This is a genomic window from Bacillus sp. AK25 (assembly GCF_048270685.1).
Classification (GTDB): Bacteria; Bacillota; Bacilli; order Bacillales; family Bacillaceae; genus Bacillus; species Bacillus altitudinis.
Window position 1 is genome coordinate 3637206 of the sequence record NZ_JBLUWC010000001.1, and the last position, 14083, is coordinate 3651288.

Here is a 14083-nt window from a genome sequence, read left to right on the forward strand (position 1 = left end):
AATGACAAATCCCTTTGATCGTGAAGACGGTGTATTTCTTGTGCTTGTCAATGAACAAGGACAACATTCACTTTGGCCATCATTTGCACCAATACCAGATGGATGGGAAAAGGTCTTTGGTGAAGACACTAGAAATGCCTGCATTGATTATATCCAGACACACTGGCAGGACTTACGGCCATTAAGCTTAACAAAAGAACCTGCGTTAGCACATGGAAAAACGGAATAAATCATCGCACCCTGATCTCCATCAGGGTGCTTTTTTGACAGAATAAACACACCATTTTCCAGCTCTTTCTGATACAATTCAATTGAGAATATTTATCAATTAATAAGAGATCAGGTGGTTTTATGGGAAACAATCATCAATTATGTACAAAGGTAAATGCTGAACAATGCATTTATCGATTAACATATACTGAAAAAATAAATAATGCAGATCTTCCACATACGGAGCAGCAGTTGTCAGATACTTTCTGCCTCCTCTTTAGCATAAGCGGCAGCGGTTTACTTACATTGAATGATCAAAGATGGCGATTGAAAAATCTGACACTCTATACGATGATGCCTGGGGAAACATTTATGTTGAAAACAGAGCCATATCAGAAACACGAGCTCTATCTGTTTCGCTTTCAGATGTACACGCTACAAGGTCAAAGCATAGAAGAAGTATCAACTGAACATGCCCGTTCTTTACTGAATGTATGGCAATTTATCGATATTAGCTCGATTGAACACATTCATTCTTTACTGTCCGACATGACAACAGAATGGCAAAAACCTGAATCCATTAGCTTCTTTAGAAGCCAAACCCTTTTTCAACAGCTCATCCTGCAGCTTTTCACACTGCATAAAAAAGACATTTGTGACACAACACACGCCCTTTTTAAAACAAAACAATATATCGATCAACATTCCGAAGAACCTCTCAGCCTTACAAGTCTATCTCATATGGCTGGTATCAGCGCCAATCATTACAGCGAGCTATTTAAAAAGCATTTTGATGTGAGTGTCACTGATTATATCACCAAGAAAAGACTGGCTAGAGCCAAACAGTTCATGGCGAAAGGTCATGCAAAACTCAAAGATATTGCACAGGACATCGGCTATCAAGACCCCTATTACTTTAGCCGCATCTTTAAGAAAAAAACGGGTATCACTCCTTCTGCTTATATGAAAAGCCGTCAACGGAAAATGGCTGCCTATGGCCATTCCATACTCGGTCAGCTCACACCCATTCATATCATCCCATATGCTGCCCCTCTTCACCCTAAATGGACAGCACATGATTTTGAGCATTATGCAGAAGAAATTCCGATTCATCTGAGTGCACATCGTATCAACGAGCACGCTGAAGCCAATTTACAGCAATTGAAGGAAGCACAACCTGAGCTGATCATTGCCAATGATCATGTGACAGAGGAAGAAAAACAAGTGTTGAAAACCATCTGTCCTGTTCACTTTGTTCCATTCACACAATTGGATTGGCGCGCTCAATTCAGACAAACAGCTCTGTTCTTAAACGAAACGAGGGAAGCAGAAGAATGGCTGCTTCATTACGAAGAACTCGTTAATCAAGCGAAAAAGGCATGCGTTATTGATTATCCACCAAGAACCGTCCTGCCTCTTCGTATCTTTCAAGATCAGCTCTACTTATCTGTCAATCGTACTATGGCAGAAGTAATTTTTCATGACATTGGCCTTCTACCAGCTTTTCAGAATGATGGACAGCTCATCGAAAAAAAAATCAGCATTCACTCTATACAGCAGTTAGACCCAGATGCCATCTTCCTTTTGTTGCATAAAGAACCAAAAACCATTGCTTTTTATCAAAAATTAAAGCAACAGGAGGCTTGGCAAAATCTCAAGGCTGTGACGCAACAAGCCGTCTATCCACTCGCTTCTGACCCTTGGCGTGAATACACAGCAGCCAGTCATCAACGAGTCATTCAGGACCTTTTATCTTTTTTTCCGTAAAAAGTCCATCACTAGACAGATCATTGTCTATGGATAAAAGGACGAATGACTACTACAATCTTTAATTGAGAACAATTATCAGTTAAAGGAGAAAACAAATGAAAAAATGGTTCGCATTGCTTATCCTTTGTATCATGACGATCACCGCAGCAGCCTGTGGTGCTGCAGAAAATAAACCGGCTTCCAACACAACCAAAAACAAGTCAGCTGAAGCAGCAGAAACAAACATCAAATACTTAGATCAAACGTACAAACTGAAAACACCAGTGAAACGAATCGTCATTGCTGGAAGCCTAGAATCGATGGAAGATGCAAAACTACTTGGTATCCAGCCTATTGGTGCTTCTACTGTCGGCGGCACTTTCCCTGAATTATTTAAAGACATTACAGCAAAAACAGAAGGCATTGGGGAAAAAACTGAACCAAACCTAGAAAAAATCTTAAAACTAAAACCAGACGTGATACTCGGATCAACCAAGTTTCCGCCTGCAACAGTTAAAAAACTAGATAAAGTCCAAACGACGATCCCAGTATCACATGTCTCTTCCGACTGGGAAAGCAACCTTTTATTACTCGGTGAACTGACTGGAAAAAGTGAAGAAGCGAAAAGCATCATCTCTGATTATCAGAAAGATCTCAAACAAGCGAAAGAAACTCTGAAAGACAAAAGCAACAACAAAACAGCTGTCATTTTACGCATTAGACAGGGCGACCTATACGTGTACCCTGAAGACGTATACTTCAACTCTACCTTATATGGGGACTTAGGGTTTACAGCACCAAGTGATATCAAAAAAGCCAAAGCACAAGCAATGATTTCATTGGAACGCCTAGGTGAACTCAATCCTGATTATATCTTTGTTCAGTTCTCCCAAGAGGAAAACTCATCGAATCCAAATGCATTGAAGGACTTAGAGGGAAATAAAATTTGGAACAGCCTAAAAGCTGTGAAAAATGGGCACATCAATGAAAATGTCGTTGATCCTATGCTTCAGGGAGGAACAGCACTAAGCAAAACCACCTTCCTTGATCAGGCTGTCAAATGGCTAGATCAAACCAACTAAAAAGATGCGCATCTTGACAAAGGGCTAAACATTTTAGCCCTTTGTTCTTCTTTTCAGCGGAGCTTGAAAACTTGAAGGAGAGAATACACATGAACGGAACGTTTCTATATGACGAATTGAACGGGCGGCAGCTTGATATTTACCTTCCACCGGACACCTCTATTGATGTTCCAGCTGTCTTTGTACAAGATGGCTCTTCTTTATTTAGAACCCACCTGCTAGAGATCGAAAGCATGATTGAAGCCAAAACCATCTCGCCAATCATCATCGTCGGTATACACCCCTTCAATCGACTTGACGAATATACACCCTGGAAAGCATCATCACTGCATTCTGGATTCCCTGACTTTAAAGGTGAGGCACAGACATATGTGTCATTTTTAGCAAATGACTTGCTTCCATATATCAAAAGAGAATACCCAGTTAAACAGACCGGTCATGAACATAGCCACGTAGGTGCTTCATTAGGTGGACTCTTTGCTATTTATACCTTATTCATGTACCCTGACCTTTTTAAAAACATCGCGTCCCTCTCCGGGTCATTTTGGTATCCAGATTTTCTATCGTTTGCTAAACAACAAAGCATTCAGTCTGTGGACCACCTTGTCTATTTGTCTGTAGGCAGTGAAGAAGGGAAAGGCAAAACATCTGCCCAACAGCACATGCCTTTATTCAACAAACAACTCCATGATCTTTTATTACAGAAAGGGATGCAGGAACGAAAGCTTCACTTTCACATTGAACAAGGAGAGGGCCACCATCTGAAACAATTTCAAAAAAATTTCTTATCGGCCATCAAGTGGTTTTATAAAAGAAAACCCAAATTTTTTATCAGCAAGTCACAAAGTCGATATGGTATATTGGAACGTATAGATTGAAAGAGGAGGGATTTGCGCATGAGACCTTTACAAATCTCAGCCGATACCGCACAAAAGCTTGCTGCATCACTCAATGTACCGTTAGAGCAAATCATGCATATGCCGCAGCACATCTTATTAGCTAAATTAGCGGAGCTTGAACAGAAGAAAGATCGTTCTTAAAGAAATAAAGGAGTTTACATTCATGGAACAACAACTAGAAAAATCAACATTTCATCCCCGCAGTACAGGGCAAACCATTTTGCTGATTGCTGGGATTTTACTCATTGCCTTTAACCTGAGGCCAGCCATTACGTCTGTTGGTCCTGTGATCGGTGCCATTCGTTCTGATTTACAGCTTTCAAATGGACTTGCTGGTTTCCTCACGACATTACCACTGCTCTCATTCGCATTGCTATCTCCCATTGCACCTAAAATCGGAAAACGTCTTGGGAATGAACGAACACTTTGGCTTGGGCTTGCTGTCCTGCTCTTTGGGATTGTCATTCGTTCATTTGGCAGCATCACCTTTTTAATGATAGGAACGGCGCTAGTCGGCGTCGGGATTGCGATTTGTAATGTGCTTTTACCTGGACTTGTGAAACATAAATTCCCTGCACATGCTGGATTAATGACAAGCGTGTATACGACATCGATGTCCGTTTTTGCTGCACTTGCATCTGGTGTCAGCGTTCCGCTCAGTCATGCAATGCCTGGCGGCTGGAATACATCATTCCTTGTCTGGGCCGGACTTGCCCTTCTTGCGATGATGGTGTGGGCGCCGCAGCTTCTTCATCAGAACACAGCGGCTGTCAAAAGCATTTCACTCAAAGAGCAGCCAATATGGCGTTCACGTGTCGCATGGCAGGTGACCTTTTTTATGGGCTTGCAATCATTCCTTTTCTACAGCAGTATCGCATGGTTTCCTGATATTTTGACATCACATGGCATGAACCTAGCGACAGCGGGATGGATGCTCTCTATTATGCAGTTCACTGGTCTGCCATCCACCTTCTTAACGCCCGTTTTTGCAGAAAAATTAAAAACGCAAAGACCGCTTGTCGTCGGCCTTGTCCTTGTGTATTTACTCGGCATGATTGGTCTCCTTCTCGGAGGGTCGACGCCTATTCTTGTCATCTCTGTGCTATTCATCGGCGTCGGACAAGGGGCCAGTATCAGTCTTGCCCTCACATTTATCGGATTACGAACAACCAATATGGAACAAGCAGCTGCCCTTTCTGGAATGGCGCAGTCACTCGGTTATTTATTAGCCGCTGTTGGTCCATTCATGATCGGTATCCTTTTTGATGTCACACATACATGGACGCCAGCCATTATCATCTTTATCATCGTCCTATTTTTCATGTTTATATCCGGTATGCGTGCTGGACGAAGCGTCTATATTTCAGATCCATCATAAACAAAGGGCTAAAATAAAGTTCATTTTACCCCTTTGTCTTCTTTTTAGCGTGATAGAAAACCTTTGCATTCTAGGAAGGACGAGTATCGGCGCGGAGCGAATTTGACATTCGTGAGCACCGAAACGCAGGACTGACACCGAATGCGATGGTTTGTCTACACGCTAAGAACCCGTCTCACGAGGAGACGGGTTCTTTTCTGTTTATGCTTGTTCTGTGACGTGCACTTTTAATGTTGCTTGTACTTCTGGGTGAAGCTTCACCGGTACATTTGTGTATCCTAACGCACGGATGGCATCATTCAACTCGATTTTACGCTTATCGAGTTTGATTTGATGTTCTTTTTGCAATTTATCAGCGATCTGTTTGCTTGTAATCGAACCAAATAGACGACCGCCTTCACCTGATTTAGCAGTGAGTTCCACTGTCAGCGCCTCAAGTGTTTCTTTTAATTGTTTCGCTTGCTCAAGCTCTTGGATGGCATTCTTTTTCTCTTTGTTTTTCTGCCCTTCCAATGCACTTAGGTTCGTTGGAGTTGCTTCAACAGCTAACCCTTGTTTGATGAGAAAGTTGTGAGCGTATCCGTCAGCTACATTTTTGACTTCGCCTTTTTTCCCTTTGCCTTTTACGTCTTTTAGAAAGATGACTTTCATCTTTGAACCCCTCCTTCGAAATATTCGTCTATGGCAGCTTTTAACTTCTCTACCGCTTCTTCAATGGTTATACCATAAATCTGGGTCGCAGCGTTAGTCAAATGACCGCCGCCATCTAATGCTTCCATAATAATTTGAACGTTGATATCCCCTAACGATCTTGCACTAATACAGACCGTATCGTCATCTCGCCTTGCGACAGCAAATGATGCTTCAACCTCACTCATCGACAAGAGAGAATCAGCCGTCTGTGCGATCGTAATTTGATCATAATACTCAGACCTGTCAGACGGCAAGGAAGCAATCGCTACCTGATTTTGACACAGCTCTGTATGCTGAATGAGCTTTGCCCGTTTGATGTAATGATCGACTGTCTCTTTCAAAAACTTTTGCACAAGGACAGGATCTGCCCCTTTTGCACGAAGGTAGGATGCTGCATCAAACGTTCTTGACCCCGTTCTGAGGGAGAAACTCTTCGTATCTACGATGATCCCAGCAAGAAGTGCTGTGGCTTCAATCATGTTAATCCGCAATTTCTTCGGTTGATACTCTAACAGCTCTGTCACAAGTTCTGCTGTAGATGAAGCATACGGCTCCATATAGACAAGTAAAGGATCACGGATAAATTCCTCACCACGTCTATGGTGGTCAATGACAACGACGTTTTCGATCTTATTTAGCAATCGTTCTTCCATCACAAGGGACGGTTTATGTGTATCTACGACCACAAGCAATGTGTCATCCTTTGCAAGCTCCATCGCTTCCTCAGGCGTGATAAAACGGGACCAAAGTTCTTCATAATTCTTAATTTCACTAATTAAGCGTTGAACGCTATCCCCAATCTGGTTGGCATCAATGACGATGTAACCTTCTTTTCCATTCGCCTGAGCAACCTTTAAAATCCCGATCGAGGCACCGATAGAATCCATGTCGGGGAACTTATGCCCCATGATCATGACATTACCGCTTTCAGATACAATTTCTTTTAAAGCATGTGAAATGACCCGTGCGCGTACTCGTGTCCGTTTTTCCATTGGATTGGTTTTTCCGCCGTAGAATTTCACTTTCCCATTCGGCTGTTTAATCGCTACCTGATCCCCGCCTCGTCCGAGGGCAAGGTCAAGACTCGACTGCGCAAGTGCGCCAAGTTCTTTTAAAGAAGGAACAGACGCACCGATTCCAATACTAAGGGTAAGTGTGGCGCTATGTGCCCCTGTTTTCTCACGAACCTCGTCTAAAATGGAAAACTTCGATGCTTCAAGCTCTGCTAAGATGCTCTCGTTTAATACCGCCATAAATCGTTCAGATGAAATTCTTTTTAGGAAAATGCCATATTCTTGTGCCCAATTGTTTAACAGCGATGTGACTTCACTATTAATCGCGCTGCGCACCTGATCATCAAGACCCTGCGTGACATCATCATAATTGTCTAAAAAGATATAAGATAACACCGTTCGTTCATTTTCATACTGTCTTTCAATCTGCACTTGTTCCGTGACATCAAAGAAATATAAAAGGCGCTCTGACCGTTTAATAATGACTTTGAATTTCCGGTCATTCAGCGTCACATTTTCTGTCTCAACCTCTTGTTTAATAAGAGGCACAATGGATTCAAATGTATCATACAAGGATCTGCCGACAAGTGTGCTTTCATGGAAGCACGAAGCGAGAAATGGATTGGTCCATTCGATATAATACTGGTCATTAAACAGCATAATACCAATTGGCATCTCCATTAATGCTTCTTCTCCAACCTTTTTGACTCGATAGGATAATGTTGAAATATATGAATCAATCTCTTTTTGTACCTGCGTATCTGCCCACTTTAAAAAGTAGAGCACACCCGCAAGGACTAAAAGACCAACCGCTCCTATGATCCAATTAAAATAAAGGTTGAGGAGGACTGTGATCACCGCAAGAACAATTAACGCGAAGATCGGATACTTGATGACAGGTTTTCGATAGAAGCTTGGCACTGATATCAACTCCTCAACATTCAGAGTGAATTATTTGTTTTTACTTTTTCTCTTAAATCAAAGCCTATGTCAGCAATCCCTATAATACGCACAATCACACCGATTGGCGGAAAGAGAATCGTCAATACGACGGCAAAAATGGGTACCACTTTTGAGATGTTTTTTTCGTGGCAATAATAGAAGATAAAAGAAAAGCCCTGAATAAGCACCAGTATAAATAAAATTTGAAAAGCACTCGTTTGCACGAGCGATAAAAAGCTGCCTTTCTCCGGCTGAATCAGCATCAAAAGCAGTGTGAGTAAATAATACCATACCATGCTTTTTGGCAGTCGCATATCCTTAAATTTCTTAAGAGCTGGCATGTCTGGAACAAACCGTTTGATCAACGGCCGCACAAACCAATGATTGACGAAAGACATCAGCGTGACAAAAATCAAAAGCGCTACAGGTAAAGAATTTAATGCCGTATCCTGCAATTCTCTAAACTGCTTGAGTTGTTTTGCTATGTCCTGATCAGAAGCGCCAGATTGTTTTAAGGTACTCTCTACCATCGGCATGATTTGGTCAATTGATTCCTTTGCAACACCCAGTATATCTACTTGAAACAGCTGGACACTGACAACAAAGTAAATGAGAAAACTGAATAAGTAGATCAGCGCACCCGTAATAATCGCCTGACCTGGCTGCCTCCTGCTGTAGAAAACACCCATACCTACTCCAACAGCAATCAGCATTGGCGCACTTAACAGCCCATTAATAGACCCAATTAAAAAGCTGATCACTATGCCAATAGCGCCAGCCGCAATTCCTTTTTTCAAGCCATGCCTGATTGTATAGAGAATGATCGGAATCGGAGCAGCCATGAAGAAAATAATGGATAAAAGTGGCACATACAAATAAAACAGCGTCATTACCGCAAAAATACTGATCATGATAGCGCCTTCTACTAACGCTTTTGTTTGTTTCACACCTTCACCTCAATCCAATCATTTTTCTATATCTTGCTCAATGTGTACTTCTATGTATACGTACGATGTACGCTCCGTCATATCTTGACCCAACCTTTATTTTACCATAGCCGCAAATCGCAAGTAAAATGCAGGCTATCCCTAGAGCGTTTCACGTGGAACAACTTAGATCGTCTTGTACATGCAACTTTTCACACAGCATGTTACAATTTTTTAGATTATTCTTAGCTATAAACCCTGAATTCAAGGTCAAAAGCTGTTAGAATAGAAACATCATCAATAAAAGTAAGAAGGAGAATTCACATGGGAAAAACACTCGTATTCGGACACAAAAACCCTGACACAGACACGATTTGCTCTGCTATCGCTTACGCTGATCTGAAAAACAAAATTGGCGTTCAAGCAGAAGCTGTCAGACTTGGAGAAATCAATGGAGAAACACAATACGCATTAGATTTCTTTAAACAAGAAGCACCTCGTTTGATTGAAACGGCTGCAAACGAAACAAAACAAGTCATTCTTGTCGATCATAACGAATTCCAACAAAGTGTAAGCGATATTGATCAAGTACAAGTGACAGAGGTCATTGACCATCACCGTATTGCCAACTTTGAAACAAGTGAACCTCTTTACTATCGTGCTGAGCCAGTTGGCTGCACAGCAACGATCTTAAACAAAATGTACAAAGAGCACCAAGTCACAATCGAAAAAGAAATCGCTGGTTTGCTTTTGTCTGCGATCATTTCTGATTCCTTGCTATTCAAATCCCCAACATGCACACAGCAGGATGTTGATGCTGCGCATGAGCTGGCAAAAATCGCAGGAGTAGACCCTGAAGTATATGGTTTAGATATGCTGAAAGCAGGAGCTGACCTAAGCCAAAAAACAGTTCAAGAATTAATCACACTGGATGCAAAAGAATTTGCACTAGGTAACAGCAAAGTCGAAATTGCACAAGTTAATACAGTTGATATCGCTGAAGTAACAGCAAGACAAGCTGACATCGAAGCAAAAATCAATGAAGTTATCGTAGCGAAAGGTCTTGATCTATTTGTTTTAGTGATCACAGACATTCTAGAAAATGACTCTCTTGCGCTTGCACTTGGTGCTGAAGCAGCAAAAGTAGAAAAAGCATTTAATGTCACACTTGAAAACAACACTGCTTTACTCAAAGGTGTTGTATCAAGAAAGAAACAAGTCGTGCCTGCACTAACAGACGCACTTTCTTCATAAACATCAAAAGACTGCTGACATCTTCAGCAGTCTTTTTTATTCTTTTAATGAATGTACATATCGCTGACGAGAATATCCTTTAGCACGCTTGTTGGAATCGTGAATTCAACTACACCCATGTAACCAGGCGCCACATCATATTCGTTGAAGGAAATCACCAGTTTGCCTTTTGAATTGATATAGAAACTTTGATCTGGCTGAATTTTCTTAAACGGGTCAACCGTATCTTGCTTCGTCATCCAGTAAATCTTATTTGAATCCTCTTTCATCTGTTTCTTCATTTGTTCTTTAATATTTTCACTAATCACATCAATATAACGGTCATCTTTAAACAGACTTGGTAATGTAATGAGTACATGGTTTTTCTTATCCACCGTATCATATGTCATTTCCTCTGCCGCAGAAGCCTGAGTCGTCACCTTGTATCGACCTAGTGAAAGAATTTGATCATTATTTGTTCTTACTTCATATCCGCTCTCTACACTCAAATGACCATTTTTATAACCCTTTGTTTCCTTTTCAAAATCTTGATACAGCTTTTTGTTTTCAGCTAAATATTTTTGATTCAGGCTGTCTTGTAATGTTCCGTCCCCAAGCCCTGAAACGTGTGGTGTTTTGAGATCAATATTTGTTCCTTGATCGCTCTTTTTAAATTCTGTGAACGTCACGACTTTCACAAGCTCTCCAATGACGGGTACTTCTGAAATCGCTCTTGCTGCCTGCGGACTGACATTTACAGTGGTGACAAATAAAGCAGCCGCAGCAACAAGTCCGATCGTCCATTTCTGAAAATGAGGTTGCTTGTTTTTTCGTTTTAATGTCCGTTCAACCATAGCATCGTATTCCGGGGGAATAGGGATTTCTAAATATTCCTCTTTTAACTGTTCCAAATGCTTATCCATTTATATTTCCTCCTGCGATAATTCTACTTTTAAAAGCCGCAACGCCTTATATAATCTTGTTTTAATGGTGTTTTCATTTTCTCCAAGAATATGAGCAATGTCCTCTAGCTTTAAATCCTCAAAGAATCTTAATATAATGATGACCCGATACATCTCCGGCAAATCTTCTATCGCCCGTCTGACATCTTGATCCTCATAGACATCCGATTCACCCTGTGATAAAAATTCCAGCGTGTCATCGTCTGTCACTTGCACACGCTTCTTCTTTCGTAAAAAGTCGAGGGCAGCGTTTACGACGATTTTATAAAACCAGCTATGCATCTTGGTCGCATCCTCTAATCGGTGAACAGATTTGAGTGCTTTATGAATCGCCTCTTGAACGACATCCATCGCATCTTCTGGGTTTTTGACATAGCTATAGGACAATCGATAAAAACTGTGTTTATGCTCCATTACGTAATCCGCAAATTGATCATCAATCTTTCGTTTCTTCATTTTACAAAGAGCTCCTTTATCTTAAATGCGCATCTGTTATTTCTTACATTGGATAGACGCGCACCTGTTAAAAATAGTTTGCGCTCCATTATTTTTTTAACATGTCATCCCATTTACGTTTCTATACAAAAAGAGCGAACCTGACGGGTTCACTCTTTTAAAGCCGTTATTTTTTGATAAACAAATGGTTTGAGTGGTGATAGCGGATGAATGATGGACACTCCTGTTTCCTGCTCCACCTGCTTTGCAGCGTGAACCATCGAGAGCTGCATCACACAAATATCTCCATGTTGCTGCTTCACAGATTGCCTTAACTGTTCCATAATTCGCTCATGGTAGGCTTGTATATCGCCGTTCAAGCAAAGATGAAAGACATCCTCTAGCACAACCACTTCTGCCTTCAACTGCTTTCCCCGCTCTTTTACATATGAAGACAGTCGCTTCATCGTTCCTTCTACTGTATCTGGGTTTGAAAACACTAGCTGAAGCGGACCCTCTCGCTCACAAATCTGCTCAAATAACGGCTCATCTATCGGAACAATTGGTTGTTTGAACAGGTGCTGCTCCCCTAGTGCCGCAATGTATTGTGTACACGTTATTAGAATAAGATCAGCCTCTCCTTCTTGCATGAGTCTGTTGATGGCATAGGTTTGCTGCTGCTCAAGATCAAATGCGGGATCTTGTTTGGCTCGTTCCATAAATGATGAATCGACGATGTGATGCAGATCAAATCCTGTGTCATAGAAAGCGTCGTCAATGTAAGAAATATTAGATGGATGTGCGTGAAGGCAGTGTAATCGAATCATTAAGTCCGCTCCTCATAAAAGTTTTCACTCATTATATCAATCCTTGTATGAAATAGGGAGCAACATGACCATATTGTTAGGGAGATATTGAAGGAGGGATTCTACCTTGAAAGAAGATCAACAGCCTACATCATCTTCAGAGTCAGAAGAAACCTTGACGAATCGCCAAGGTCACCCGGTAACAGATAATCAAAACATGAGAACCGTTGGGAATCGAGGGCCGACTACGCTTGAAAACTACGATTTCCTAGAGAAAATCAGTCATTTTGATCGTGAACGCATCCCTGAACGTGTCGTTCACGCACGAGGTGCCGGCGCACACGGATACTTTGAAGCCTACGGTACATTCGGTGACGAACCCATTTCCACTTATACAAGAGCCAAATTATTTCAGGAGAAAGGAAAAAAGACCCCTGTCTTCGTTCGATTCTCTTCTGTTATTCACGGCGGACATTCACCAGAAACTTTACGCGACCCACGGGGATTTGCGATCAAATTTTATACAGAAGACGGCAACTGGGATCTTGTTGGGAACAACCTCAAAATTTTCTTTATTCGAGATGCTTTGAAATTCCCTGATTTGGTTCATGCCTTTAAGCCTGACCCTGTCACCAATCGTCAGGATGGCGAGCGCATTTTTGATTTCGTTTCACAATCACCTGAAGCAACACATATGGTGACATTTCTCTTCTCGCCATGGGGCATTCCTGCCACATACCGGCACATGCAAGGCTCTGGCGTCCATGCCTATAAATGGGTGAATCATGAAGGAAAAGCAGTACTGGTCAAATATCACTTTGAACCGAAGCAAGGGATTCGCAACCTGACACAAGAACAAGCCCAAGCCATTCAAGGGGAAAACTTTAATCATGCCACACAGGATTTATATGAAGCCATTGAACAAGGGGATCATCCTGAATGGGAAGTTTACGCGCAAATCATGGAAGATGACACCCACCCCCATCTAGACTTTGATCCACTCGATCCGACAAAGCTCTGGTACAAGGATGACTATCCATGGAAACCAATCGGAAGAATGGTGCTAAACAAAAATCCAGAAAATTATTTTGCTGAAGTGGAACAGGTTGCCTTTGGGACGGGGGTTCTTGTAGACGGATTAGATTTCTCAGATGATAAATTGCTGCAAGGACGTACCTTCTCATACTCTGATACGCAGCGATATCGTGTCGGGCCAAATTATTTACAGCTGCCGATCAATGCCCCGAAAAAGCATGTTGCCACCAATCAGCGAGATGGGCAAATGGAATATCATGTGGATCAAGGAAAAGGACAAAACCCCCATGTGAATTATGAACCGTCCATTCTAGGGGGATTAAAAGAAGCGCAGCAAGATGGAAAGGATCATACGCCTTTTGTAGAGGGTGAAGTCAAACGAGAAGCTATTGACCGCCCGAACAATTTCGGACAAGCGGGAGAAACCTATCGTCGCTTCAATGATTGGGAACGTGAGGAACTGATTAAAAACTTAGTCAACACCTTAGCTACCTGCCAAAAAGACATCCAAGACCAAATGATCGAAAACTTTACAAAAGCTGATCCGGACTACGGAAAACGTGTGGCCGATGGCTTAAAAGCCTTCAAACAAGAGGAGCCAAGCGGACCAATTGGATCAACAGGCGCGGCACAAGCTGTCAATGATGCGATCAACAACAGCACCCCTTCAGATCCTTATTAATGAAAAAAGAATGCAGCGGAGTGGCTGCATTCTTTTTG

At 41.8% G+C, this 14083-nt stretch carries 14 protein-coding genes; 8 read left to right on the plus strand and 6 right to left on the minus strand.

Going from position 1 to position 14083, the window contains the following annotated elements; all coding sequences use genetic code 11:
* Position 1 precedes the first annotated feature (1 nt).
* From ACNO7B_RS18765 to ACNO7B_RS18790, 6 genes are all read left to right on the plus strand, one after another.
* Positions 2-229: an MbtH family protein gene (locus ACNO7B_RS18765; RefSeq protein ID WP_024718451.1), complete on the plus strand. Its 228-nt coding sequence runs from the start codon at positions 2-4 to the stop codon at positions 227-229.
* A gap of 122 nt (positions 230-351) precedes the next feature.
* Positions 352-1977, plus strand: coding sequence for an AraC family transcriptional regulator (locus ACNO7B_RS18770; RefSeq protein ID WP_417901832.1), 1626 nt, complete (start codon positions 352-354; stop codon positions 1975-1977).
* A gap of 98 nt (positions 1978-2075) precedes the next feature.
* Positions 2076-3041, plus strand: a complete 966-nt coding sequence (locus ACNO7B_RS18775; RefSeq protein WP_410684080.1) for an iron-hydroxamate ABC transporter substrate-binding protein — start codon at positions 2076-2078, stop codon at positions 3039-3041.
* An 89-nt stretch (positions 3042-3130) separates the two neighbouring features.
* Positions 3131-3919 carry an alpha/beta hydrolase gene (locus ACNO7B_RS18780; protein ID WP_035390127.1) on the plus strand — a complete coding sequence of 263 codons (789 nt, stop codon included), beginning with the start codon at positions 3131-3133 and terminating at the stop codon, positions 3917-3919.
* An 18-nt stretch (positions 3920-3937) separates the two neighbouring features.
* Positions 3938-4081: a YycC family protein gene (locus tag ACNO7B_RS18785; RefSeq protein WP_008347524.1), complete on the plus strand. Its 144-nt coding sequence runs from the start codon at positions 3938-3940 to the stop codon at positions 4079-4081.
* Between the two features lie 22 nt (positions 4082-4103).
* Positions 4104-5318 (plus strand): CynX/NimT family MFS transporter, encoded by a 1215-nt coding sequence (locus ACNO7B_RS18790; protein WP_017359885.1) that lies wholly within the window; start codon positions 4104-4106, stop codon positions 5316-5318.
* A 201-nt stretch (positions 5319-5519) separates the two neighbouring features.
* On the opposite strand, the gene rplI is transcribed toward ACNO7B_RS18790, so the two are convergent.
* From rplI to ACNO7B_RS18805, 3 genes are read right to left on the minus strand one after another with little or no spacing between them, the layout of a single operon-like run.
* Entirely contained in the window at positions 5520-5969 is a 450-nt protein-coding gene (gene rplI, locus ACNO7B_RS18795; protein WP_007497423.1) for a 50S ribosomal protein L9, read from the minus strand.
* On the minus strand, positions 5966-7945 hold the full coding sequence (locus ACNO7B_RS18800; RefSeq protein ID WP_417901833.1) for a DHH family phosphoesterase: 1980 nt from the start codon (positions 7943-7945) through the stop codon (positions 5966-5968). Before ACNO7B_RS18800 ends, rplI begins: the two co-directional genes overlap by 4 nt.
* A 20-nt stretch (positions 7946-7965) precedes the next feature.
* A complete protein-coding gene (locus ACNO7B_RS18805; protein WP_046526888.1) occupies positions 7966-8913 on the minus strand; it encodes a YybS family protein in 948 nt (315 codons plus the stop codon).
* 303 nt (positions 8914-9216) lie between these two features.
* Here ACNO7B_RS18805 and ACNO7B_RS18810 point away from each other — a divergent pair, with 303 nt between their 5' ends.
* Positions 9217-10146, plus strand: a complete 930-nt coding sequence (locus ACNO7B_RS18810; RefSeq protein WP_417901834.1) for a manganese-dependent inorganic pyrophosphatase — start codon at positions 9217-9219, stop codon at positions 10144-10146.
* A gap of 44 nt (positions 10147-10190) precedes the next feature.
* Here the strand turns inward: ACNO7B_RS18810 and ACNO7B_RS18815 are convergent, their stop codons facing one another.
* The 3 genes from ACNO7B_RS18815 to ACNO7B_RS18825 form a co-directional block, all read right to left on the minus strand.
* Positions 10191-11048 (minus strand): DUF3298 and DUF4163 domain-containing protein, encoded by an 858-nt coding sequence (locus tag ACNO7B_RS18815; RefSeq protein WP_046344910.1) that lies wholly within the window; start codon positions 11046-11048, stop codon positions 10191-10193.
* Positions 11049-11543, minus strand: coding sequence for an RNA polymerase sigma factor (locus tag ACNO7B_RS18820; RefSeq protein ID WP_007497431.1), 495 nt, complete (start codon positions 11541-11543; stop codon positions 11049-11051).
* A gap of 149 nt (positions 11544-11692) precedes the next feature.
* Positions 11693-12349: a hypothetical protein gene (locus ACNO7B_RS18825; protein WP_417901835.1), complete on the minus strand. Its 657-nt coding sequence runs from the start codon at positions 12347-12349 to the stop codon at positions 11693-11695.
* Between the two features lie 196 nt (positions 12350-12545).
* On the opposite strand from ACNO7B_RS18825, the gene katX reads away from it, so the two are divergent.
* Entirely contained in the window at positions 12546-14045 is a 1500-nt protein-coding gene (katX, locus tag ACNO7B_RS18830) for a catalase KatX (protein ID WP_230677060.1), read from the plus strand.
* Positions 14046-14083 lie beyond the last annotated feature (38 nt).

Bases quoted from the DNA above. Each gene is read 5' to 3' on its own strand.
- ACNO7B_RS18765 (WP_024718451.1), top strand. From the start codon at position 2: ATGACAAATCCCTTTGATCGTGAAGACGGTGTATTTCTTGTGCTTGTC.
- ACNO7B_RS18770 (WP_417901832.1), top strand. From the start codon at position 352: ATGGGAAACAATCATCAATTATGTACAAAGGTAAATGCTGAACAATGC.
- ACNO7B_RS18775 (WP_410684080.1), top strand. From the start codon at position 2,076: ATGAAAAAATGGTTCGCATTGCTTATCCTTTGTATCATGACGATCACC.
- ACNO7B_RS18780 (WP_035390127.1), top strand. From the start codon at position 3,131: ATGAACGGAACGTTTCTATATGACGAATTGAACGGGCGGCAGCTTGAT.
- ACNO7B_RS18785 (WP_008347524.1), top strand. From the start codon at position 3,938: ATGAGACCTTTACAAATCTCAGCCGATACCGCACAAAAGCTTGCTGCA.
- ACNO7B_RS18790 (WP_017359885.1), top strand. From the start codon at position 4,104: ATGGAACAACAACTAGAAAAATCAACATTTCATCCCCGCAGTACAGGG.
- rplI (WP_007497423.1), bottom strand. From the start codon at position 5,969: ATGAAAGTCATCTTTCTAAAAGACGTAAAAGGCAAAGGGAAAAAAGGC.
- ACNO7B_RS18810 (WP_417901834.1), top strand. From the start codon at position 9,217: ATGGGAAAAACACTCGTATTCGGACACAAAAACCCTGACACAGACACG.
- ACNO7B_RS18815 (WP_046344910.1), bottom strand. From the start codon at position 11,048: ATGGATAAGCATTTGGAACAGTTAAAAGAGGAATATTTAGAAATCCCT.
- ACNO7B_RS18820 (WP_007497431.1), bottom strand. From the start codon at position 11,543: ATGAAGAAACGAAAGATTGATGATCAATTTGCGGATTACGTAATGGAG.
- ACNO7B_RS18825 (WP_417901835.1), bottom strand. From the start codon at position 12,349: ATGATTCGATTACACTGCCTTCACGCACATCCATCTAATATTTCTTAC.
- katX (WP_230677060.1), top strand. From the start codon at position 12,546: ATGAGAACCGTTGGGAATCGAGGGCCGACTACGCTTGAAAACTACGAT.